Annotated in this window: 22 protein-coding genes, 1 tRNA gene and 1 pseudogene; 19 read left to right on the forward strand and 5 right to left on the reverse strand. The window is 69.4% G+C overall.

Going from position 1 to position 21,252, the window contains the following annotated elements; genetic code table 11:
- Nucleotides 1–198: 198 nt before the first annotated feature.
- A complete protein-coding gene (locus OKW78_RS08080) occupies nt 199–864 on the forward strand; it encodes a hypothetical protein (RefSeq protein WP_281194675.1) in 666 nt (221 codons plus the stop codon).
- A gap of 73 nt (nt 865–937) precedes the next feature.
- Nucleotides 938–1,009: transfer RNA gene (locus OKW78_RS08085), tRNA-Thr, on the forward strand.
- A gap of 375 nt (nt 1,010–1,384) precedes the next feature.
- Here the strand turns inward: OKW78_RS08085 and OKW78_RS08090 are convergent.
- Nucleotides 1,385–2,239, reverse strand: a complete 855-nt coding sequence (locus OKW78_RS08090) for an NAD(P)-dependent oxidoreductase (protein WP_281194676.1) — start codon at nt 2,237–2,239, stop codon at nt 1,385–1,387.
- Nucleotides 2,240–2,330: 91 nt separating this feature from the next.
- Between OKW78_RS08090 and OKW78_RS08095 the strand changes: the two genes are divergently transcribed.
- The 9 genes from OKW78_RS08095 to OKW78_RS08135 all read left to right on the forward strand — a co-directional run bounded on the left by OKW78_RS08095 (nt 2,331) and on the right by OKW78_RS08135 (nt 12,677).
- Entirely contained in the window at nt 2,331–3,158 is an 828-nt protein-coding gene (locus OKW78_RS08095) for a polysaccharide deacetylase (RefSeq protein WP_281194677.1), read from the forward strand.
- Between the two features lie 145 nt (nt 3,159–3,303).
- Nucleotides 3,304–4,095, forward strand: coding sequence for a DICT sensory domain-containing protein (locus OKW78_RS08100; protein ID WP_281194678.1), 792 nt, complete (start codon nt 3,304–3,306; stop codon nt 4,093–4,095).
- Between the two features lie 322 nt (nt 4,096–4,417).
- The gene (locus OKW78_RS08105; protein ID WP_369335034.1) at nt 4,418–6,187 is read left to right on the forward strand and encodes an ABC transporter substrate-binding protein; all 1,770 of its coding nucleotides are present in this window, start codon (nt 4,418–4,420) and stop codon (nt 6,185–6,187) included.
- Nucleotides 6,188–6,203: 16 nt separating this feature from the next.
- Nucleotides 6,204–7,160 carry an ABC transporter permease gene (locus tag OKW78_RS08110; protein WP_281194680.1) on the forward strand — a complete coding sequence of 319 codons (957 nt, stop codon included), beginning with the start codon at nt 6,204–6,206 and terminating at the stop codon, nt 7,158–7,160.
- A complete protein-coding gene (locus tag OKW78_RS08115; RefSeq protein WP_281194681.1) occupies nt 7,153–8,313 on the forward strand; it encodes an ABC transporter permease in 1,161 nt (386 codons plus the stop codon). The genes OKW78_RS08110 and OKW78_RS08115 overlap by 8 nt, the downstream gene beginning before the upstream one ends.
- The gene (locus OKW78_RS08120) at nt 8,310–9,401 is read left to right on the forward strand and encodes an ABC transporter ATP-binding protein (protein WP_281194682.1); all 1,092 of its coding nucleotides are present in this window, start codon (nt 8,310–8,312) and stop codon (nt 9,399–9,401) included. Before OKW78_RS08115 ends, OKW78_RS08120 begins: the two co-directional genes overlap by 4 nt.
- On the forward strand, nt 9,394–10,803 hold the full coding sequence (locus OKW78_RS08125) for an ABC transporter ATP-binding protein (RefSeq protein WP_281194683.1): 1,410 nt from the start codon (nt 9,394–9,396) through the stop codon (nt 10,801–10,803). Before OKW78_RS08120 ends, OKW78_RS08125 begins: the two co-directional genes overlap by 8 nt.
- Nucleotides 10,804–10,827: 24 nt before the next feature.
- Nucleotides 10,828–11,406, forward strand: coding sequence for a hypothetical protein (locus OKW78_RS08130; protein WP_281194684.1), 579 nt, complete (start codon nt 10,828–10,830; stop codon nt 11,404–11,406).
- Between the two features lie 263 nt (nt 11,407–11,669).
- Nucleotides 11,670–12,677, forward strand: a complete 1,008-nt coding sequence (locus tag OKW78_RS08135) for a zinc-binding alcohol dehydrogenase (RefSeq protein ID WP_281194685.1) — start codon at nt 11,670–11,672, stop codon at nt 12,675–12,677.
- A 35-nt stretch (nt 12,678–12,712) separates the two neighbouring features.
- On the opposite strand, the gene OKW78_RS08140 is transcribed toward OKW78_RS08135, so the two are convergent.
- Complete coding sequence (locus OKW78_RS08140; RefSeq protein ID WP_281194686.1) at nt 12,713–13,096, reverse strand: 6-carboxytetrahydropterin synthase; 384 nt, start codon at nt 13,094–13,096, stop codon at nt 12,713–12,715.
- Between the two features lie 118 nt (nt 13,097–13,214).
- Here OKW78_RS08140 and OKW78_RS08145 point away from each other — a divergent pair, with 118 nt between their 5' ends.
- Together OKW78_RS08145 and OKW78_RS08150 are read left to right on the forward strand one after the other, a co-directional pair.
- The gene (locus OKW78_RS08145; RefSeq protein ID WP_281194687.1) at nt 13,215–14,321 is read left to right on the forward strand and encodes an FAD-binding oxidoreductase; all 1,107 of its coding nucleotides are present in this window, start codon (nt 13,215–13,217) and stop codon (nt 14,319–14,321) included.
- Between the two features lie 98 nt (nt 14,322–14,419).
- On the forward strand, nt 14,420–15,178 hold the full coding sequence (locus OKW78_RS08150; protein ID WP_281194688.1) for a CDP-alcohol phosphatidyltransferase family protein: 759 nt from the start codon (nt 14,420–14,422) through the stop codon (nt 15,176–15,178).
- A gap of 21 nt (nt 15,179–15,199) precedes the next feature.
- Here OKW78_RS08150 and OKW78_RS08155 read toward each other — a convergent pair whose 3' ends face one another.
- Nucleotides 15,200–15,619: a hypothetical protein gene (locus OKW78_RS08155; protein WP_281194690.1), complete on the reverse strand. Its 420-nt coding sequence runs from the start codon at nt 15,617–15,619 to the stop codon at nt 15,200–15,202.
- A gap of 335 nt (nt 15,620–15,954) precedes the next feature.
- On the opposite strand from OKW78_RS08155, the gene OKW78_RS08160 reads away from it, so the two are divergent.
- Entirely contained in the window at nt 15,955–16,098 is a 144-nt protein-coding gene (locus OKW78_RS08160; protein WP_281194691.1) for a hypothetical protein, read from the forward strand.
- A gap of 23 nt (nt 16,099–16,121) precedes the next feature.
- A pseudogene (locus OKW78_RS08165) lies at nt 16,122–16,589 on the forward strand (hypothetical protein); the annotation flags it as partial.
- A 14-nt stretch (nt 16,590–16,603) separates the two neighbouring features.
- On the opposite strand, the gene OKW78_RS08170 reads toward OKW78_RS08165, so the two are convergent.
- On the reverse strand, nt 16,604–17,257 hold the full coding sequence (locus OKW78_RS08170; RefSeq protein ID WP_281194692.1) for a non-canonical purine NTP pyrophosphatase: 654 nt from the start codon (nt 17,255–17,257) through the stop codon (nt 16,604–16,606).
- Between the two features lie 94 nt (nt 17,258–17,351).
- Here OKW78_RS08170 and OKW78_RS08175 point away from each other — a divergent pair, with 94 nt between their 5' ends.
- The 4 genes from OKW78_RS08175 to OKW78_RS08190 all read left to right on the forward strand — a co-directional run bounded on the left by OKW78_RS08175 (nt 17,352) and on the right by OKW78_RS08190 (nt 20,762).
- Nucleotides 17,352–17,780 carry an SHOCT domain-containing protein gene (locus OKW78_RS08175; RefSeq protein ID WP_281194693.1) on the forward strand — a complete coding sequence of 143 codons (429 nt, stop codon included), beginning with the start codon at nt 17,352–17,354 and terminating at the stop codon, nt 17,778–17,780.
- A 22-nt stretch (nt 17,781–17,802) separates the two neighbouring features.
- Nucleotides 17,803–18,063 (forward strand): hypothetical protein, encoded by a 261-nt coding sequence (locus tag OKW78_RS08180; RefSeq protein ID WP_281194694.1) that lies wholly within the window; start codon nt 17,803–17,805, stop codon nt 18,061–18,063.
- Nucleotides 18,064–18,340: 277 nt separating this feature from the next.
- Nucleotides 18,341–19,657 (forward strand): 5'-deoxyadenosine deaminase, encoded by a 1,317-nt coding sequence (locus tag OKW78_RS08185; protein ID WP_281194695.1) that lies wholly within the window; start codon nt 18,341–18,343, stop codon nt 19,655–19,657.
- A 115-nt stretch (nt 19,658–19,772) separates the two neighbouring features.
- Entirely contained in the window at nt 19,773–20,762 is a 990-nt protein-coding gene (locus OKW78_RS08190) for a bile acid:sodium symporter family protein (protein ID WP_281194697.1), read from the forward strand.
- A gap of 34 nt (nt 20,763–20,796) precedes the next feature.
- Here the strand turns inward: OKW78_RS08190 and OKW78_RS08195 are convergent, their stop codons facing one another.
- Entirely contained in the window at nt 20,797–21,198 is a 402-nt protein-coding gene (locus OKW78_RS08195; RefSeq protein ID WP_281194698.1) for a hypothetical protein, read from the reverse strand.
- Nucleotides 21,199–21,252: the final 54 nt, after the last annotated feature.

Here is a 21,252-nt window from a genome sequence, read left to right on the forward strand (position 1 = left end):
TTCGGAGGTGGTCGGGTCGGATATTTAAATCTGTCACATCGCGTCGGCGGCGGTCGGGTCGCCGACTCGATCCCGGAACGATCGGGCCGACGGTCCGCGAGACGTGACCCGTCGATCGGGCGGATCGCGGCCCGGATCGTCGCCGTCGCGTGGGCGGTTTCCAAAGGTCTTTGCCCTTGCCTGCCGAACGGATCGGTAATGGACGATGTCGCGCGGGCGCGTGACGCCGCACGCGAGGCGCTCGCGAACGTCGAGCCCGAACGCCTCCGAGAGACCCTCGACGACCGGCTCGCCGACGCCGCGGTAACCCCCGGTGTCCTCTCTCTGATCACCGCCCGTGCGCTCGATCCCGAGGTCGATCTCGAGACGGTCGTCGACCGGGCCGCGGGCGTGCAACTCATTTACGAGGGGCTCCGGCTCACTCGGCGGCTCGCCCACGAGGAGCCGTGGGCGACCGCCGCCACCCACGAGTCCGACATCGACGCCGACATGGACGTCCTCGCCGCCGACGTGCTCGTCTCTCGCGGGTTCTCGCTTCTCGCACACACCGGCGCGGCGGGTGCCGCCGTCGAGGTCGTGCGCGCGTTCGGCCGCGACCAGACGCGACGCGAGGCGGCGGGCCTCGATCCCGACGAGGCGGCGGCGCTCGACCGAAATCTGGAGGTGGACGCCCTCGAACTCGCCGTCGTCGCGGGAACGACGGCGGTCGGGGGGGATCCGCCGACGGAGCTGCTCGAGTACGCTCGCGAGCTCGCCGCCGACTGCGATCGGGAGTTCCCGCCGCCCGGACGGGCGCTGCCCGAGGCGACCGCCGACCGGATCGCCGACATCTCCGACCGGGCCGTGAGCGCGACGGACCGGTAGGCGTGGAATCCGACGACACGGGCGGCCTGAATCGAAACCCCTAAAGTCGGTTCCGGTCAACGACGTATTGCGGGCCTGGGTAGCTTAGCGGTAAAGCGCGTCCTTGGTAAGGACGAGACCCCGAGTTCAAATCTCGGCCTAGGCTTACGCGGTCTTACAGACTCTCTCGGTTGGTTTCGTCCTTCTCAGGAGAGTCCACCGACGTTCAAGAACGTCCGAAAACACTACAAGCCGATAGCCGCGCAGTCTTGCGATTCGAGAACGTGTCATGGCACACAAACTAACCTGGAGGCTGCGTCGGGGTCAGTCTGAAACAGATCGGGAGCGCATTTTTCAGAAACACCTTGGATCTCGCTGATTCGCGCTCGTAGTGAGATGAGTGAGCTGCAATCATTTCTATGATATAATATGCTTCGCTGCGGCTATCCATGACGAGCACGTAGCGAGCGAGATTCCGCCAAAACGTCGACGTCCGTCCGAATCGGCAACCGGCGTCAGAACTGGTTTCAACTCGGGGAGATCACTCCCTCTCCGAGGGTTCCGGCGGTGCGTTCCATTCCTCGCCGTTGTCCTGGGAGTCGTACCCGATCGTTTCGCGGGCGTACCGCAGGTCGTCGAGCCAGCGCCGATCGTTCGCGCTCACGCCGTAGAAGTGGTCCCACTCGACGGTGTCGTCCTGCAGACAGCACTCGACGAGGTGCGCCAGGTCGCGTCGGGACTGCCAGAGGCCCTTCATGCGTGCGACCTGTTCCTCGTAGGCGTCGCTGCCGCGTTCCCAGCGTCCCGCGTCCACGCCGCGTTCGGCGTCGCCGTACGGATGGTCGTATCGGGGCGCACGAACGGCGCCGATCCGGAGCCCGTAGAACCGGATCCCGTGTGCCTCCGCGGCGAGCCGCCCGAGGTCCTCGCCGTAGCTCTTCGAGAGCCCGTAGCGGGAGTCCGGCCGATGCGGTTCGTCGTGCCCGGCGACGATCCCCTCGTCGTGGTAGACCGCCGGGCTGTTCCGTACTTCGACCATGCCGACGGCGTGGTTCGAGGACGCGAAGAGGACCGACTCGACGCCCGCGTCGATCGCGGCCTCGTAGACGTTGTTGATTCCTTCGAGATTGGACTGGAGATCGGTCGACCACCCCACACCTCGAGAGTCGGCGCCGAACTCGTCACCCTCCCGGATCAACGCGAGGTGAACGACCGCGTCCTGTCCCTCGAAGCTCGGGCGGATGGCCTCGTAGTCGCGGACGTCCGCGACGACCGTCTCCCCGGGGCCGTCGACCTCGGTGACGTCGAGGAGCGTGAAGTCGTATTCGTCGTCCGAGAGATGGTCCGTGATCGCCGTCCCGACTCGCCCACCCGCACCGGTAACCAGTACGTCCATGACGCCGCACTTCGTGTACCTGCGGTTTAGGGTTACCCCACACCTGAACCCTCAACGTTATATGACGTCTCGGCGATCACACGGTCCATCGATGGGAGACGTGACGGTGTGTCTAGGATTCGACTTCGACGCGGTGTCGGTGTGGATCCACGGATACGGTGCGGAGAACAGTCCGACCAAACTGTCCAGGGGCGAGTACGGCGCGACCGTCGCGGTCCCGCGCATCCTCGATCTGCTCGACGAACTCGGCGTCGAGGCGACGTTTTTCACGCCCGGTCACACCATCGACAGTTTCCCCGAGCGAGCGGGCGAGGTCCACGACCGAGGTCACGACGTTCAACACCACGGTTGGAGCCACAGACACCCCGGGAGCTTCGAGTCCAAGGACGCGGAGAGAGCCGACGTCGAGCGTGGAATCGAGAGCATTCGCGACCTGACGGGCGAGAAACCGTCCGGCTACCGCTCGCCCGCCTGGGACTTCTCGACGAACACCCTGGAGATCCTCCAGGAGCTCGACTTCGAGTGGGACTCAAGTCAGATGGGTCACGACTTCCGCCCGTACTACGTCCGCGAGGGCAGGTCCGCCGACCCCGACGAGCCGTATGACCGGGGAGAACCGACGGAGGTCGTGGAAGTTCCCGTCTCCTGGAAGCGCGACGACTGGCCGCCGTTCCAGTACGTCTCGGGAGCGGATTCCCAAGGGGGAGCTCCCGACGAGAAGCAGGTGTTCGATATGTGGAGAGAGCAGTTCGACTGGATGTACGACCACGTCGAGAACGGCGTCTTTCCGCTGACGTTCCACCCGCAAGTGGTCGGCCAGGCCCCGCGCCTTCGCTATCTCGAATCGCTCGTCCGATGGATGCGGGAGAAACCGGACGTCGAGTTCGCGACCATCGATTCGGTCGCGCAACGGTTCTGATCGGGCGCGTTTCACCGGGACCGAACGCTCCGTTATCCCCACGTCGGTCGGTGGAACCCGTTCATCGGGACGGGTCCGAGGGCCGACGGTCGTCTACGGAGAGGAGCCACACTCAAGTCGTTGCCGGATCCACGACCAGACGGACATGGCAGATTCGTTGCGTGCGTTCTTCGGGGAGATCGAGGCCCCGGATCGGTCCCTCGTCGTGCTCAACCGATCGTCGCCGGATCCGGTCCGGAACCTGCTCGATTCGCTGCTCGAGGGGCAGCCCGTGTCGATACGCGACGCGGAGGTTCCGGACGGCGACGGGGACGTGGTCGCGTTGGTCGAGAACGGCGAGGTGCTCGCGCAGTCGACGCTCGACGACCTGTTGGAGTCGGTGCTTCTCATCAACTCGGACCTGTACAAGACGGGCGCGATCGATCTCGGGGACGTCGAGCTTCCCGAGGTGCTTCGCGGGCTCGACGAGGTGCCCTTCAGACTCCGAGGGTACCCCCAGTCCAACAAGGAGAAGCTGCTTCTGATCGTCATCTCGCGGGTGATAGAGCGGATCGCGAACGAGACGGGCGGCGGGAGGCTCCGGTCGTCGTTCCAGCGGCTCTCGAGGCTCAGGGACGAGCGCGGGACCTACGAGGTGTACGAGTCGGTCGCGCGAAGCGGCGTCGACGTCCACGTCTACGGCGTGGACGACGCCGACCCGGCGGGAGAGCTGCCGGTGACCGTCCACACGGGGACCTCGTATCCCTACCGTCGATCGTGGTTCGTGGTCTTCACGCCGCCGGAAGGCAGTGACGCCGAGAGCGGCGATCGCCCCGGGACCGGGGACCACGCCGCGCTGGTCGCGCTCGAGGACGAGCCCAACGTCTGGGACGGGTTCTGGACGTTTCGACCCGAACTCGTGGGACGGATCGATCGCTACATCGCGGAACACGTCTGAGCGGAGCGAAGTCCGCGGCGCGGAACCCTCGATCCGTTGAATCGAACGACCGACGATCGGGTGGGTCTCCGTAACATATTATACCGGCGGGAGAATTTTTCACGGCATGGCAAATCGACACGAAGCCGCCGACGAGAGTCGGCGTCTCGACCGGCGGAACCTCCTCGCGACGATCGGGGCCGCGGGGACCGCCGGGTTCGCCGGGTGCGGTGGTCAGGGAGCCACCGAGCCCTCGGGGTCCGCCGACTCCGACTCGGACGATGGCGGCCCCTTTCCCCTCTCGGTCCGTCTCGAGACCGGCGGGACGGACGAGCGCATCCGGATGGTCGAGCTCATCGCCGAGTCGCTCCAACAGACCGGGTACTTCGAGACGGAGGTCGAGACCTACGAGTGGAACGCGTACCTCGACCGGGTCATCAACCCGGCGTATCAGGACAACGGCTACCTCCCGGCGATCGGGCTCTCCGGGACGTTCAACCCCCACAGCTTCTGTAACCCGATCCACAACTCGGCGAACGTCGGCGCGTGTTGTAACCTGACCGGGATCGCCGACCCGGAGCTCGACGAGCTGCTCGACTCCGCCCGGTACGGGATCGAGGTCGCCGAGGACTCGCGGCTCCGCGCGGAGACGTACGACGAGATCTGGCGGACGCTCGCCGAGGAGCGGTACACCTCCTTCGTCCACTTCGGGGTGGAGACCGCCGTGAGCAACGCGGACCTCCACGGGTTCGCGATGTGGCCGTTCCCGGAGGGCGTGTTCAGTTACGGCCTGTTCTCCCCGCAGGACGAGCAGGTCGCCTGGATCGACGGGGAGCGCCCCGCGGGCGATTCCGACCTCGCGGACCTCACGACGGGCGGAACGTTGACGGCCGCGGTCTCGACGAATCCCGACTCCTTCGATCCGCCCCACAGCAGCGACACGACGTCGACGATCGTCCAGAACCTCCTCTTCGAGGCGCTCGTCGCCAACGACGCCGAGGGAAACGTCTACCCGTGGCTCGCGGAGCGCTACGAGCTTCGCGACGTTCGAGACGTCGACCGGACGGTCTACGAGGAGTACATGCGTCCCGCGGGAACCACGGCGGAGGGCGCCGTCGACGTCGACGAGCAGGTGATCGTCCGCCATCCCGAGGACGACCCCGCGGCCGACGACGAGGTCCGCGTGCTGCTGCCCGAGGACGCCCGCGAGGCGGCCGCGGACGGAACGTACGGGATGTGGTTCCGCTACGAGCTCCGGGAGGGCGTCGAGTTCCACGGCGGAGGCGAGTTGACCGCCGAGGACGTCGTTGCGAGCTACGAGTACTACGAGAACTCGGCGACCGCGCCGCAGACGTTCGACTCCGTGCTCGCCGCCGTCGCGGTCGACGAGTACGTCGTGGACGTGTACGCGCAGGTCCCCGACGCGGAGGCGGAGCGAGAACTACCGGGGATCTCCGTCCTCAGCGCGGACCAGATCGCCGACGTCGAGAAGGGCGGCATCGACCCGCGCGAGGGGGTCACTCCGGTCGGTACCGGGCCGTACGAGTTCGACGAGTTCGTCGACGAGGAGTACCTCGAGGTCTCGAAGTTCGACGGCTACTGGGTCGAATCCCGCGGCGTCACGGACGCGTTCGAGTGGTTCGACGGTCCCGACTCGTTCCCGGACGGCCCCGTGATCGACGCGGTCGAGGTGGAGGTCGTCCCCGACGACGCGACGCGGGCCGGCGCGCTCCGGAGCGGCGAGATCGACCTCACCTACGACGTCGCGACCGCGACGCTCGAGGACTTCGACGACGCCGACGGCTTCCTCGTCCACGCGGTCGAGGCCGGCGGCTACGACTACCTCCAGTACCCGCTGAACGTCGAGCCGTGGGACGACCCGCGACTCCGGGAGGCGGTCAACCACCTGATCCCCCGCCAGCGGATCGTCGACAACGTGTTGAACGGCTGGGCGGAGCCCGCCTGGACGCCCATCCCGCGGATCGCACGCGGGGCGGGAACGACCGACTACGAGGCGCTCGAGGACGCGGTGGGGCCGCTGAACGAGTACGACGTCGAGCGCGCGGAGGCGTTGCTCGACGAGATGGCCGCCGAGTACGACGAGCCGTCGTGAGCACGGAGCCCACTCGATGAGTCTCAGACGGTTCGTGGTACGGCGCGCGCTCTCCGTGGTTCCGGTCCTGTTCGGCGTCTCGGTGATCACCTTCGGGCTGTTCCACCTGACCCCGGGCGATCCCGTCTCACAGCTGGTGGCGTTGAACCCGGACGTGAGCGCCGCCGAGGAGGCGCGCCTCCGCGAGCGGTGGGGGCTCTCGGGACCGGTATGGAGACAGTATCTCGCGTGGCTCTCGAACGTGCTCGTCGGCGACTTCAGTCGGGAGCTCCGGACGGGGCGGGCGGTCTCGGGCATCCTCTGGCGGCGACTTCCCGAGACGATCGTCTTAGGAGCCTTCGGATGGGTCTTCGCGATCGCGATCGCGATCCCGGCGGGGATCTACGCGGCGGTGAACAAGGGGCGGTTCGGCGACGTCGCGGCGCGGGTGCTGGCGCTGTCGGGAGTCTCGATCCCGAACTTCTGGCTCGGTCTGCTCTTGATCCTGGTCTTCTCGCTGTATCTCGGGCTGTTCCCGGTGTTACCGCCGTCGCGGCTGCCGTTGTATCACCCGGAGACGCTCCGATACCTCCTTCTGCCGGGTGTGACGATCGGGACCGCGGCGGCCGCGAGCGTCACCCGAGTGATGCGGACGTCGATGGCCGAGGAGCTGAACGAGGAGTACGTCACCGCCGCGCGCGCGAGGGGACTGCCCGAGCGAACCGTCGTGTTCAAACACGTCCTGCGGAACTCGCTCGTCTCCGTGGTCACGCTCGCGGCCACGCTGACCGCCGGCATCGTCGCCGGCTCGGTCGTCGTCGAGAGCGTGTTCAACTGGCCGGGGCTCGGGTCCGAGTTCGTTCGGGCGATCAACCGGCGGGAGGTCAACGTCGTGATGGCGATCACGCTCGTGACCGCCGTCGCCGTCGTCCTCGCGAACTTCCTCGCGGACGTCCTGTACGCGGTACTCGATCCGAGGATCAGGTATGACTGACGACGACGATCCGGGGACGGACACGGCCGACGACGACGGGACGAGGAGCCGAGCACGCAGCCGAACCGACGAGCGGGGTCGGATCCGGATCACCGGGTTCGAGGCGGACCGCGTCCGCGACCGCGACTCGCTCTCGGAGTGGGGCGACGAGGCGGCCGGCGGGACGAACGGTGGGACGGCGGCCGGGATGGACGGCCGGTGGCGACGCGGCCTCCGTCGGTTCGGGCGGAACCGCTCGGCGATGACCGCGCTCGCGGTCGTCGTCTCGATGGCGCTCGTCTCGCTTCTCGCGCGTCCCGTGGAGGTCCTCGGCGTGGTCGTCCAGCCGTTCGCGCTCGCGCCATACGACCCGACGACGATCCTCTACCTCTCCGTCGATCCGAGCGTGAGCCCGTACGACCCCCCCTCATGGCGGTTCCCGATGGGGGTCGACGGCTCGGGACGCGACCTGTTCTCTCGAGTCCTCGTCGGGGGACGATACAGCATCTCGATCGGTTTCGTGGTCGTCGGGCTGACCGCGTCGTTCGGGCTGGCATACGGAGCGATAGCGGGCTATTACGGCGGCGTCGTCGACGAGGTCATGATGCGGATCGTCGACGTCGTATTCGCGTTCCCCGGGCTCGTGTTGGCGCTCGTCGTCGTCGCCACCCTCGGCGGCGGATACTGGCAGCTGGTGATCGCGTTCAGCCTCTTCGGGTGGGCCGGATACGCCCGGCTCGTCCGCGGGGAGGTGTTGTCGATCGCGGAACGCGAGTACGTGGTGGCGGCGAAGGCGATCGGCGCGCGCGACCGCGCCGTGATCCGGCGACACGTCGCGCCGAACGCGCTGTCGCCGCTCGTCGTGTTGGCGTCGCTCAACGTCGGCAGCGTCGTGATCGGCGTCGCCGCGCTCGGCTTTCTCGGGCTCGGAATGGACCCGGGAACCGCCGAGTGGGGCACGATGCTCGACGCGACGCGCGAGACGCTGATCCAGGGACCCGGCGGACGGATCCCGTGGTGGGCGACGGTGTATCCGGGCGGAGCTATCTTCGTCTTCGTGCTGGCGATGAACGTGATCGGCGACGGGATCAACGACGCGCTCGACGCGCGTGCGGCCGGCGTGAGGGAGGGGAAACGCCGACGCGAAGCGGACCGAGGAGGTGACGAGTCGTGACGGCCGTACTCGAGGTCGAGGACCTGACGGTCCGGTTTTACGCCGAGGAAGGGGTCGTGACCGCCGTCGACGGGCTCTCCTACCGGATCGAGGCCGGCGAGACGTTCGGCGTCGTCGGGGAGAGCGGCGCGGGAAAGAGCGTGGCCGCGCTGTCGGTGCTCGGGCTGATCGACTCTCCCGGACGGATCGAGGGCGGCGAGGTCCGGTTCGAGGGCGAGGACCTCCTCTCGATGGACGAGTCCGCACTCCGGTCGGTTCGGGGAGACGGGATCGGGACGGTGTTTCAGGACGCCCGCGCCGCGTTGAACCCCGTCTACACCGTCGGCGAGCAGATCGCCGAGACGATCGAACATCACCTGGAGTACGCCCCGTCCACGGCCCGCGACCGGGCGATCCGCCTGCTCGACCGCGTCGGGATCGCCGACGCCGAGACGCGGTACTCGGACTACCCGCACGAGTTCTCCGGCGGGATGTGCCAGCGGGCGGCCATCGCGATGGCGCTGTCGTGTGACCCGGAGCTGATCGTCGCCGACGAGCCGACGACCGCCCTCGACGTCACCGTCGAGGCACGGATCCTCGACCTGCTCGCCGAACTGGCCGACGAGTTCGACGTCGCGGTCCAGCTGGTCACCCACGACCTCGGAGTGATCGCCGGGACGTGCGACCGGGCGATGGTGATGTACGCGGGCGAGGCCGTCGAGACGGCGCCGGTCGAGGAGCTGTACTACGACCCCAAACACCCGTACACCGCGGGGCTGATGAGCGCGATCCCGCGAGTCGGTGACGACGACGACCGACTTCCGACGATCCCGGGGACGATGCCGGATCCGATCGATCCGCCCCCCGGCTGTCGGTTCCACCCTCGATGCCCCTTCGCCGAGGAGGCGTGTACCCGGACCGATCCCGCGCTCGTCGACCCGGAGACCGGCGAGGCGGCGACGCTCGACGACGACCGGGCGGCCGCCTGCCTCGAGTACACGGAGGGGCTCTCCGGCGGGCTAGACTACTCGGTCGAGGTCGCGGGAGGGACCGGCGAGCACGTCGAGAAAGCGATCGACGAGCGCGAGGAGGGTGGGTCCGATGAGTGACTCCGCCGAGCCGGTCCTCCGCGTCGAGGGGCTGAAGACGCACTACGACTCGACCGACGGGTTCCTCGACCGGTTGTTCGGACGGTCACGGCGGGTTCGGGCGGTCGACGGCGTGGACTTCGAGCTTCGGGAGGGCGAGACGCTCGGCGTCGTCGGCGAGTCCGGCTGCGGAAAGACGACGCTCGCCCGAAGCGTCCTCCGGCTGATCGAGCCGACGGCCGGGTCGGTGTACCATCGGGGTGAGGACCTGACGGCGCTCTCGAGCGCCGAGCTTCGCGACCGCCGGACGGACCTCCAGTACGTCTTTCAGGACCCCCTCTCGAGTCTGAATCCCCGTCTCACCGCCGGCGACGTCGTCGGCGAGCCGCTCGACGTCCACGGCCTCGCGACGGGGTCGGAACGCGACGAGCGGGTCCGTGAGCTGTTGGAGACGGTCGGATTGAACGCGAATTACGCCGACCGCTATCCCCACGAGTTCTCCGGCGGACAGCAGCAGCGGCTCGGGATCGCCCGTGCGCTCGCGGTCGAGCCGGAGGTGATCGTCTGTGACGAGCCGGTGAGCGCGCTCGACGCCAGCGTCCAGTCGCAGGTCCTCAACCTGCTCTCGGACCTCCAGGAGGAGTTCGGCCTCTCGTACGTGTTCATCGCCCACGACCTCCGCGTGGTCGAGCACGTCTCGGACCGCGTCGCCGTGATGTATCTCGGCGAGTTCGTCGAGCGCGGACCGACCGACGCCGTGTTCGAACCGCCGCATCACCCGTACACCGAGGCGCTGCTCTCGGCGATCCCCGAACCCGATCCGCTGTGGGACGGCGACGGGATCCGGCTCACGGGGACGGTTCCGTCCCCGATCGATCCGCCCGACGGCTGCCGGTTCCACACCCGGTGTCCGCGGCTCGTCCCCGACGCGAATTCCGACCTCCCGGCGGACGTCTGGCGGTCCGTGGCGGCCCTGGCGCGCCGAGCGGCGAGCGCCGACGACGTGACGTCGTTGACGGCGACGAGGGGAGCGGACGACCGAACGGCCCGACTCGGCGAGTCGACTCGGCGATCGGGCGGCTCGAGCCCGCGATCCGACCCCGCGACCGGAAGTGGCCCGACCGAGGCGTCACGGGAGACGTTCGGCGGACTGGTTCGCGAGGAGTTCGACCTTCCCGAGACGCTTCCGGACGCCGACGCGGAGGAGACGCTCGGCGAGGCGATCGACGCGCTGTACGACGACCGGATCGGGACGGCCGCGACGCTGCTCGAACCGGCGTTCACCTCGCCGTGCGAGCGACACCACCCGCCGGAGTACGAGGTCGGCGTGGACCACGGGATCGCGTGTCTCCGGTACGACGACGGGTTCGACGAGGAAGCCGGGACGTTCGAGGAGGGAGCGGAACCGGCCGGATCGGTTTAGTCCTCCCGCGTTCAACCCCGCCCGATGCGACGGATCTACGAGTCGGGCGCGCTCCGCCGCGACGACGACCCGCATGCCTCGGCGGAGCGGAACGACGGAGGGAAGATCCAGGCGCTGCGCTCGGTCCCCGCCGCGGCGCTCAGCGATCGGCTCGTCCCGCGTGCGCTGCGTCGTCGAGCCGTCTCCGTCGACGTGGAGACCCCGCGGCGGGAGTACGCGACCGGCGAGTCGATCCCGTTCACGGTCACCTTCCGCAACGGGCTTCCGTTTCCGGTCTCGATCCCGACCGCGTCGCCCCTCCCGTGGACGTGGACCGTCGACGGCGACGTCGAGGCCGCGACCGCGGCGGTTTCCCTCCGCGATCCGCCCGACGAACCGGGGCGGTTCGCGTTCGACCGCGGCGAGCGGAAGCGCTTCCGCAGGCGGTGGAGCGGACTGTTTCGGGTGACCGACTCGGAGTGGGTACCGGCCGAACCCGGCGAACACACCATCGGGGCGGCGGTGAACGCCGCGAACGGTGAATCGGAGGGTCTGCGTGCGGAGACGACGGTCCGGATCGTGGAGTCGGATCGCGAACGCGTCGTGGGACGCCCGAGGGGGTGAAAACGATCGGGACGCCGATGGTGGCGTCATCGTCCACGGAACCGTCGGTCGGGAACGGGACGTCGACCACGGAGCCGCCGTCGCCCGCGAGGTCGCCGCCACCTGCGGAGCCGCTGTTACCCGATCGTCGCGGCCAACGTTTAGGTGTGTCACCTCCTCTCTTTATCTATGTACCCACCACGCCGTCCGATCGGACGGACGGGTCGTCCCCGAAGTCGGTCAGTCGATCCAACCGAACCGGACCGCCGAGGACGGGACGGGCGATGACCGCGCGTCGACTCCGGTTCACCGGACCGCGGACGGTCGAGATCGAGTCGATCCCGGATCCGACCCCCGCGCCCGACGAGGTCCGCGTGCGGACGACGGTCTCGGCGATCAGTTCCGGCACGGAGCGGCTCGTCTACCGCGGCGAAGCGCCGACCGATCTCCCGGCGGACCCGGCGCTGGAGTCGCTCGACGGCGACCTCTCGTTTCCGCTGTCGTACGGCTACGCCGCCGTGGGCGAGGTCGACGCGGTCGGCGACGAGGTCGATCCCGACTGGCTCGGACGGCGGACCTTCGCGTTCGAGCCGCACGCGAGCGCGTTCACGGCAGCCCCGGAACAGCTCCAGCCCGTTCCCGAGGGGATCACCGACGCGCAGGCCGCGCTGTTTCCGACCGTGGAGACCGCGGTCAACTTCCTCATGGACGGGAACCCCCGGATCGGCGAGCGCGCCGGCGTGTTCGGTCAGGGAATGGTCGGGCTCGCGACGACCGCGCTGCTCGCCGAATCGTCGCTCTCCGAGCTCGTGACCGTCGACGCGTGTGCCGCCCGCCGGGAGCGCTCCGAGCGTCTCGGTGCGGACCGGAGCCTCCCGCCGGGGACGGACGCGGTCGACCGGCTCCGTGAGGGCGACCCGCCGGGACGGGACCTCACCTACGAGTTGAGCGGCGCGCCGGCCGCCCTCGACGACGCGATCGCGGCCACCGGGTACGACGGGCGGGTCGTCGTCGGGTCGTGGTACGGGACGAAACCCGCCGAACTCGACCTCGGGGGGACCTTCCACCGGGGCCGGATCACCGTCGAGAGCAGCCAGGTGTCGACGATCGAGCCGGCGCTTCGGGGTCGGTGGTCGCTCGAGCGCCGCCGGGAGGTCGCCTGGGAGCGGCTCGCCCGGCTCGATCTCGACCCGATACTCACCCACCGGATCCCGCTCGCGGAGGCCGGGGACGCCTACGAGCTGCTCGAGGAACGGCCGGACGAGGCGGTGGGGGTTCTGTTGACGTACTGAGAGAGCGAGGAGCGATCGAAACGGGAGCGGAGGACTCACCCCTCGACCGTCGTCTCGTAGCTCGCCGAGGCGGTCTCGTCCTCCCACATCCTGACGGTCGCGGACTCAATGCCGTCCGTGTCGATCCCCGCGAGGAGCCGGTCGCAGAACACCCGGGCGAACCGCTCGACGCTGGGGTTGTATCCCTCGAACCGGGGGCGGTCGTTGAGCGTCGCGTCGGCGTACTCGTCGACGAGTTCGTCGATCCGGCCGGCGAGGTCGTCGATGTCGACGAGGTAGTCGTGCTCGTTCAACTCGGGACCGGCCACCTCGACTTCGACCTCGAAGCGATGCGAGTGGAGCTCGCTCTCCGGGCCGGCGTCGGGGACGGTCAGGAAGTGCTGAGCGATGAACCGTCGCGAGACGCGAACCGTGTACACGGGATCACCACGGGTCGAGCGATCAAAAGCGTATCCCCGCTGAGGACGGCAGGCGACCACGAGCGTTCTCCCCGCCGAGCGTGGGGCTTTTTACCCGACCGCGGGGACGGAGACGGTAATGGATCCCGTCGTGATCGTCGGCGGCGGCATCGTCGGCGCGAACCTCGCGTATCGCCTGTGTGACCGCTCCCGACCCGTCGTGCTCTACGAGCGCGACGCGCTCGGCTCCGGGACCACCGGCGACTCCGTCGCGATCTTCGTCAGACACCAGTCGACTCCGGACCGACTGAGCCACGCGCTCCGCGAGCGCGCGTGGGAACACTACGAGCCGCTGGTCGAGGACGGCACCCTCTCGTTCGAGCGGATCGGGACGCTCGACGTCGCGCGAACCGATGCCGAGCTGGCCGACCGCCGTGAGGCCACGGAGACCCTCTCGGAGTTCGGCGTCGAGGCGTCGATGCTCGAGCGGGAAGCGCTCGCCGACCACGGGCTCGATCCCGACGCGGTCGCCGGGGCGATGTGGACGCCGAACGACGGCTACCTCGACCCGGCGGAGATCGTCCAGTACTACGCCCGCGAGGCGGCCGACGCCGGCGTCGACGTCGAGACGGGAACCGCGGTGACGGACGTCCTCGTCGAGGACGGGTCGGTCGTCGGCGTCGAGACCGCGGACGGGACGCGATCCGCGGCCGCCGTGGTGAACGCGGCGGGGCCGTGGGCGCCGACCGTGAACGACATGGCCGGCGTCTCGCTTCCGTTCCGACACAACCGCGGGCCGGTCGTCGTGCTCGGGAGGGACGAGCCCTTCTCGCTCCCCTTCGTCCAGTTCGGCGACGGGCTCTACGTCCGCGGCGAGGGGCGGAACCAGGCGTTCGCCGGGAACTTCGGCGCGAGCTACGATGAGGCCGGGAAGCTGGATCCGACCGACGCCCGGTCGGTCGGTCACGAGTTCTACCTCGAGGTCGGCGAGCGGATCGAGGAGGCGATCCCGCGGCTCGGAGGGGCCGAGGTCGTCGCCGACTGGGTCGGCGTCCGGACGCTCACGCCCGACGGCGTCCCGGCCGTCGGCGAGACCGCGGTCGACGACCTCTACGTCGCCGCCGGCATGAACGGCCTCGGCGTCACGGTCGCGCCGGCGATCGGCGAGTTCCTCGCGAGGCGGATCGCCGGCGAGACGGTCGACCCGGAGACGGCGTCGTACCTGGACCCGAGCCGGTTCGTCTGATCGGCCGTCGAGCGCCCTCCGCGGCGGCGAGAGCCCTCCGCTCCGACGTGCCATCCGCCGTCGAAAGTGGTTTTCCCGACGGTCCCCTCGTGGGATCGATGGCTCCGACGGACCGCGTCGCTTGCCGGTTCTCGATCGGCGGCGGCTGGCTCCCGCTCGTCGCGTTATGGGCGGTCCCGACCGGACTCGGTGCCGCGGGACTGCTCGCCGTCGGCCTCCCGACGGTCGGGCTCGGCGGCGTCGCGCTCGGCGGAGCGGTCGCGCTCGCGGCGATCCGGGTCGCGGCCGGTCGAGCTCGGGAGTCCGGCGGCAGAGAGCCGGTGACGGCGGCGACCGCGGTGACGATCCTTCGTGCGTCGGCGCTCGCGCTGCTCGGCGCGTACCTCGTCGTCGACCCGACCGCGACCGCCGCGGGCGGGAACGGCTGGCTCGCCGGCGCGCTGTTCGCGGTCGCCGCCGGGGGCGACGCGGTCGACGGGGCGGTGGCGCGCGCGACCGACGCGGTGACCGAACTCGGCGCGGAGCTCGACGTCGAGGTCGACGGGGCGACCGTTCTCGTCGGCGCGGCGGTCGCCGTCGTCGCCGGCGCGGCTCCCGTCGTCTTCCTCGCGGTGGGACTCGCCCGGCCGGCCTTCGCCTACGGGCTCCGCCGTCGTCGACGACGGGGACTCCCGACCCACGACCTGCGGCCGAGCCGGCTCCGTCGACCGATCGGCGCGGCGACGATGCTCGCGACCTGGCTCGCGCTGTCGCCGGTTCCGGGGGAGGGAGCCTCGCGGCTGTTCGCGGCCGCCGTCACGGTTCCGGTCGTCGCCTCCTTCGTGCGAGACTGGCTCGTCGCGAGCGGTCGGCTCTGACGTGGATTCCCCCCTCCCCGCTTACGACTCCCGACGGTACAGGACCACGAGCACCGCGATCAACGCGATCTGGGCGACCTTGTCGGCCGCCGACAGCGGGTTTATCGACGGCGGCGCGGGAAGCCCAGGGCTGTTGAGGACGTACCAGAGGACGATCTGGCCGGCCGTAAAGGGGATCCCGAGGAGATAGGTCGTCGGGAGGAACTGTCCGGTGACGACGAGCCAGATCCCGAGGAGGAAGCCGCCGCTCGCGACGAGGAACGCGACGCCCATCGCGAGCGAGACCGGAAGTCCGGCCTCGAGGAAGTCGGAGAGGAACCCGACCCCCAACACGAGGTGGACGAGCGCGCTCACGACCGCGGCGGCGACGCCGACCCAGTGCGTAGCGGTGAGCGACCCGATTCGACCCGCGGTGGCGGTCGCGGACGTGTCGTCTACCATACCTCGAGTACGGACCCCTCCCACATCGTTGTTTGGTATGAATACGCATGACTCGAGATCCGAGCGATATCGGGGACGGCGACGCACGTCGTCGTCCGAGAAACCGGGGGAATCGGCACTTCACCCCGAACCGATCGGGGCGATGCGCCCGGAGGGATCGACCGACCGGACCGACTTATACCCGCGTCAGACGTGTGCTCCACGTCCGACGGGCGTCCCACGCCGCGGCGGGATCGCGTGCCGCCGGAGACGACGCGGACACGCGAACGGAGATTCGAGGTCCATCCCGGACGCGGGCCGGAAGGCCGATATGGGCGGCGACGGAGGGTGTGAACATGACCTTCGGCGACCTGTTCGACCGGGCCGACGGATCCGACGTCGACGAGGAGGCCATCTCGCGCGCGCTCGCTTCGCGACGCGCGGAGCGGGACGACGGGACGGGACGGAGCGACGGGACGGAGCGGGACGACGACGAATGAGCGTGCCGGACGACGATCGACCGGAGCCCAGTCCCGCACGGGTCGTCGCCGACGCGGACGTGTTGGCGGCGGACCTCCTCGTCGGCGGGGCCGCCCGCGACGCGCTCGATCACCTCCGGGGACACTCCTGGACGACGCTCGTCGCCAGCGACGCCCTCCTCGACGACGTGGAGGCGGTGGTGGCGACGCTTGCCGACCCGGGACTCGCGCGCGACTGGCGGGCACGGCTGGCCGCGTGGCGCGAGCCCGTGTCCCATCCCGCCGGCGACCATCCGGCGCTGGCGTCGGCGTATCACGGCGGCGCGATGCAGGTGATCAGCCTCGATCCGGCGCTGACGAGCCCGGGAGCGGCCGCGGGGCTCCGCGACCGGTTCCCCGTGAGCGTGCGCGAGCCGCGGGCGTTCGCGACCGTGTTCTCGCCCGCGCGGCTCTACCCCGAGGTCGTCGGCGGCGAGTACCCCGGACCGGACCGGGACACGCGGGAGTGGTAGGAGGTGACTCCCCGCTACCGATCCGCGTACCACTCCGCGAACTTCTCCAACGCCCGCCCGCGGTGGGAGACCGCGTTCTTCCGGTCGGTGTCCATCTCCGCGAACGTCTCGCCGTCGTGTTCGAAGATCGGGTCGTAGCCGAATCCGCCGTCGCCGCGCGGGGCGACGATCCGGCCGGGGACGTAGCCCTCGAAGAGCTTGACCGGAAGGGGATCGGCGCGTTCGGTGTCGCCGCCGACCCCGTCCGCGTTCGCGTCTCCCGGTCCCGCGGCCGCGGCGGCGACGCGGTCGCCCCGGTCGACGGGGTCGGGACTGGCGGCGAACCCCTCGCCGTCGCAGTACGCGAGGGTACACCGAAACGCCGCCCGACGATCCTCGAGCGAGCGGGCGATCTCCCAGACTCGGTCGATCCCGAGCGTGTCCTCGACGTACGAGGAGTAGGGTCCGGGAAAGCCGTCGATCCCCTCGACGAACAGTCCCGCGTCGTCGACGAGGACGGGTTCGCCCGCCTCCCGATACGCCTCGCGGGCACCGCGTGCCGCGATCGGCGCGAGCTCCGCGGCCTGTATCTCCGTGTAGTCGAAGTTCAACTGGCTGACCGAGCCGTCCGCCAGGTAGCGCTCCGCCTCGCGGACCTTGCCCGGGTTCGTCGTCACGTATCGCAGCATTCGGCGACGACTGCGCGAGCGCGACGGGAATACCCGTCGATGCGGGCTCCACGCGGCGACACGCTTTTGCGCCGGCGACCGGAAACGACCGCCCATGGCTGCCCTCCCACGCTTCGAGAAGAAACGGCTCATGGGGCTCATCGCGGTCCTCTCGTTCGGACTGACGTCGCTGTTCGCGGTGCTCGAACTCGGCGTTCTCATCCCGGCGACGTTCGTGTTCGGCTTCCTGGTCCTGCTCCCGGTCGTCGCGATACTCGGCGAGGACTTCCCGCTCGTCGAGCCCGCCGACGGGGCGGAGACGACGGCCGCGAGGAGCAGATCGACCCACGAGGACCCGGTCGCCGCCCTTCGGAACCGGTACGCGACCGGCGAGATCGACGAGGCGGAGTTCGAACGGCGGCTGGATCGACTCCTCGAGACCGAGGGACTCGAGGGGACCGTCGACCGGGGCGGATCCCGGGAGCGGGACGGCGGGACTTCGGACCTCGAGGCGGAGTTGGAGTCGGACTCCACGTCGCCCTGAGGAGATCGGAGGATCGTCTCCGGTGGCGTTCACGGAGATCCACGGAGAACGCCTCGCGCTTCAGCACGGGGAGGACTCGATCGGACAGTCGTCAGTCGGACAGTCGTACGTCCGGGGCGGCCTTGAACCGATCGAGACACTGATCGCAGAGATACAGATCCATCTCACGCTGCTCCGCTTCCCGCTCGAAAACGAGGCTGAATCGGTCCGAAGAGGGCTTGCCGCAATGCGTACAGCGTGTCACACGGACTTCAGAACTTCTCAAAATAAATACGTTACTTAACCAATGCTATCACGGGACAGTACGGGCGTACGGTACTTCCCCGATCGGTTCAGTACGGTCGAGGTCCACTCTTCAGGTCGTTTTCGTCCGAAACAGCGGATCATGTAGCTCCTCGACTCGGCTAACGACGTCGTCGGAGACGAGATACGACGGGATCGCGAACCGATCGCGTTCGAACCGTTCGATAGCGGACACGGACCGGTTCTCGTGAGCGAGCGGGAACGCCGCGATCCGATCGACAAGACTCTTGAGTCACACCCGCCAGGAACGGACGGACATGTTGGTAACCGGGACCGTCATCGCCGACGCCGAGACCGTCATCGACGACGGGGCGGTCGTCGTCGAGGGCGACACGATCGCCGCGGTGGGCGACGCGGAAACCCTCCGTGAGACGTACCCCGACCACGAGCGACGGGCGTTCGACCTCGTCGCGCCCGGGCTGGTCGGCGGCCACGTCCACTCCGTCCAGTCGCTCGGGCGGGGGATCGCCGACGACGACGCCCTCCTCGACTGGCTCTTCGAGGCCGTGTTGCCGATGGAGGCGGCGATGGACGCCGAGGCGACGCGGGCGGCCGCCGAACTCGGCTACCTCGAGTGTCTCGAGTCCGGGACGACGACCGTCGTCGACCACCTCTCCGTGAACCACGCGGCGGAGGCGTTCGAGGCGGCGATCGAGACGGGGATCCGCGGGCGACTCGGCAAGGTGTTGATGGACAAGGAGTCGCCCGACGGACTGCTGGAGGACACCGACGAGGCCCTCGCGGAGAGCGAGGCGCTGATCGAGAGGTATCACGGCGCGGCCGACGGTCGGGTTCGCTACGCGGTCACGCCGCGGTTCGCCGTCACCTGCAGCGAGGCGTGTCTCCGCGGCTGTCGCGACCTCGCCGACCGCCACGACGGCGTGACGATCCACACCCACGCCAGCGAGAACGAGGACGAGATCGAGACGGTCGAGGCCGCGACCGGGAGGCGAAACGTCCACTGGCTCGACGAGGTCGGCCTCACCGGGCCGGACGTGACGCTCGCGCACTGCGTCCACACCGACGAGAGCGAGCGCGAGGTCCTCGCCGAGACGGACACGGTGGTCACCCACTGCCCCTCCTCGAACATGAAACTCGCCTCGGGGATCGCCCCGATACACGACTACCTCGACCGCGGGATCACGGTGGCGCTCGGCAACGACGGGCCGCCGTGTAACAACACGCTCGATCCCTTCACGGAGATGCGGCAGGCGAGCCTCCTCGGGAAGGTGGACGCCCGCGACCCGACCCGTCTGCCGGCCGGGACGGTCCTGGAGATGGCGACGGAGAACGGCGCGCGCGCCGCGGGCTTCGACCGGATCGGGCGGCTCGCGCCGGGATACGCGGCCGACCTGATCGGGATCACGACCGAGCGGACGCGGGCGACCCCGGTCCACGACCCGGTCTCGCATCTCGTGTACGCCGCCCACGGCGACGACGTGGTCTTCACGATGGTCGACGGCGAGGTCCGGTACGACGGCGGCGAACACGTCGGAGTCGACGCCGCGGCGGTCCGCGCCCGTGCGACCCGGCAGGCCGAACGGGTCGTCGCCGAGGCGGGGATCGAGGACTGACCTCGTCCGGGATCGAGAGCTGACTCGGGGATCCGGACGACCTTCCCGGAAGCGACGGAGTGAAAGGCCGGATCCAACGAACGTCCAGTATGGACCGCAAACGGAGGGTCATTTCGTGAGCATCGGAACCGACGGGATCCGACGGGCGAGCCGGATCGCGAGCAGGTACTTCGTCGTCTGGGTGCTCGTCGCCTCGGCGCTGGCGCTGTACTCGCCCGGGACGTTCACCCCGATCGCGCCGTACATCACGCCGCTTCTCGGGATCATCATGCTCGGGATGGGGCTCACGCTCGAGCCGGTCGACCTCAAGCGACTCGTCGAGCGACCCCGCGACGTGGCGATCGGCGCGGTCGCCCAGTGGCTCGTGATGCCGCTGGCGGCGTGGGCGCTCGTGGTCGCGTTCGACCTGCCGAACGCGCTCGCGGTCGGACTGATACTCGTCGGCGCCGCCCCCGGCGGGACCGCCTCGAACGTGATGACCTACCTCGGGAAGGGGGACGTGGCCCTCTCGGTGGCGATCACGACCGTCACGACGCTCGCCGCGCCGCTCGTCATGCCCGCGTGGGTCGTGTTCATCCTCGGGGAGAGCCTCGAGGTGACGTTCATGGAGATGTTCGTCACCATCGTCCAGATCGTGGTGATCCCGGTCGTGCTCGGGTTCGCGATCCGGTACGTCCTCGACCGGAAGGCCCCGCGCGTGGCCGAGGTCGGCCTCGACGTGTTCCCGGCGGTGAGCGTCGCGGCCATCGTCGCCATCGTCGCCGCCGTCGTCGGCCTCAACGTCGAGAACATCCTGACCGCGGCGGCGCTGGCGTTCGCGGCCGTCGTGATCCACAACGGGATCGGGATCGGCGCGGGCTACGGCATCGGGCAGGCGACCGGGATGTCCGAGGACCGGGCCCGCGCCTGTGCGTTCGAGGTCGGCCTCCAGAACAGCGGGCTCGCGGTCGCGCTCGCGACGTCGTTTTTCAGCCCGGAGGCGGCGCTGATCCCGGCGCTGTTCTCGGTCTGGCACAACGTCTCGGGACCGGCGCTGGCGAGCTACTTCTCGGCGAATCCGCCCGCCGACGCCGCCGCGGGGGCGGAGCCGTCGACGGCCGACTGAGTGGGTCGAAGACGGCGTCGGACGCGATCGGCCGCTAGGGAGACGATCTGACCGAGGACGGCGACTCGGGCACCGACCGCGCCCACCGGACGGCGGTCGCGGGGTCGTTGAACGCCTCGACGGTGATGTCCTCGATGGCGATCGTCCGCTGGATGTACTGCCGTTTCGACCGTTCCCCGACGACGGCGAAGCGGTCGACGCCGTGGGCGACCGCGATCTGTGTGGACTCGCGGAGCGTCAGTCGACCCGCGTCCGAACACGGCCGACTCGTCCGCACGGCGATCACGACGGCGTCGACGTCGCGGTCGGCGATGAGAGTCCGCCATCGGTCGAGCAGCGCCTCGCCGGCGGCGGGGCTGATCCCCGTCCCGTGCGGGAACTCCACGACGAGAACTCCGTCATCGACCCGCGTCGACCATCGCTCGCCCGATTCCATGCGATCGGATCGCGGACCGTGGAGCATAAACGCTCGCACCCGAATATCAGATCA

This window comes from Halorubrum sp. F4, from assembly GCF_027257195.1.
In the GTDB taxonomy this organism is placed as follows: Archaea; Halobacteriota; Halobacteria; order Halobacteriales; family Haloferacaceae; genus Halorubrum.

What these genes read in the sequence shown, in the direction of transcription:
- OKW78_RS08125 (WP_281194683.1), top strand. Translation starts at nt 9,394, where the DNA reads ATGAGTGACTCCGCCGAGCCGGTCCTCCGCGTCGAGGGGCTGAAGACG.
- OKW78_RS08090 (WP_281194676.1), bottom strand. Translation starts at nt 2,239, where the DNA reads ATGGACGTACTGGTTACCGGTGCGGGTGGGCGAGTCGGGACGGCGATC.
- OKW78_RS08100 (WP_281194678.1), top strand. Translation starts at nt 3,304, where the DNA reads ATGGCAGATTCGTTGCGTGCGTTCTTCGGGGAGATCGAGGCCCCGGAT.
- OKW78_RS08195 (WP_281194698.1), bottom strand. Translation starts at nt 21,198, where the DNA reads ATGGAATCGGGCGAGCGATGGTCGACGCGGGTCGATGACGGAGTTCTC.
- OKW78_RS08175 (WP_281194693.1), top strand. Translation starts at nt 17,352, where the DNA reads ATGGCTGCCCTCCCACGCTTCGAGAAGAAACGGCTCATGGGGCTCATC.
- OKW78_RS08185 (WP_281194695.1), top strand. Translation starts at nt 18,341, where the DNA reads ATGTTGGTAACCGGGACCGTCATCGCCGACGCCGAGACCGTCATCGAC.
- OKW78_RS08130 (WP_281194684.1), top strand. Translation starts at nt 10,828, where the DNA reads ATGCGACGGATCTACGAGTCGGGCGCGCTCCGCCGCGACGACGACCCG.
- OKW78_RS08155 (WP_281194690.1), bottom strand. Translation starts at nt 15,619, where the DNA reads ATGGTAGACGACACGTCCGCGACCGCCACCGCGGGTCGAATCGGGTCG.
- OKW78_RS08160 (WP_281194691.1), top strand. Translation starts at nt 15,955, where the DNA reads ATGACCTTCGGCGACCTGTTCGACCGGGCCGACGGATCCGACGTCGAC.
- OKW78_RS08105 (WP_369335034.1), top strand. Translation starts at nt 4,418, where the DNA reads ATGGTCGAGCTCATCGCCGAGTCGCTCCAACAGACCGGGTACTTCGAG.
- OKW78_RS08170 (WP_281194692.1), bottom strand. Translation starts at nt 17,257, where the DNA reads ATGCTGCGATACGTGACGACGAACCCGGGCAAGGTCCGCGAGGCGGAG.
- OKW78_RS08115 (WP_281194681.1), top strand. Translation starts at nt 7,153, where the DNA reads ATGACTGACGACGACGATCCGGGGACGGACACGGCCGACGACGACGGG.
- OKW78_RS08150 (WP_281194688.1), top strand. Translation starts at nt 14,420, where the DNA reads ATGGCTCCGACGGACCGCGTCGCTTGCCGGTTCTCGATCGGCGGCGGC.
- OKW78_RS08135 (WP_281194685.1), top strand. Translation starts at nt 11,670, where the DNA reads ATGACCGCGCGTCGACTCCGGTTCACCGGACCGCGGACGGTCGAGATC.
- OKW78_RS08145 (WP_281194687.1), top strand. Translation starts at nt 13,215, where the DNA reads ATGGATCCCGTCGTGATCGTCGGCGGCGGCATCGTCGGCGCGAACCTC.
- OKW78_RS08110 (WP_281194680.1), top strand. Translation starts at nt 6,204, where the DNA reads ATGAGTCTCAGACGGTTCGTGGTACGGCGCGCGCTCTCCGTGGTTCCG.
- OKW78_RS08095 (WP_281194677.1), top strand. Translation starts at nt 2,331, where the DNA reads ATGGGAGACGTGACGGTGTGTCTAGGATTCGACTTCGACGCGGTGTCG.
- OKW78_RS08080 (WP_281194675.1), top strand. Translation starts at nt 199, where the DNA reads ATGGACGATGTCGCGCGGGCGCGTGACGCCGCACGCGAGGCGCTCGCG.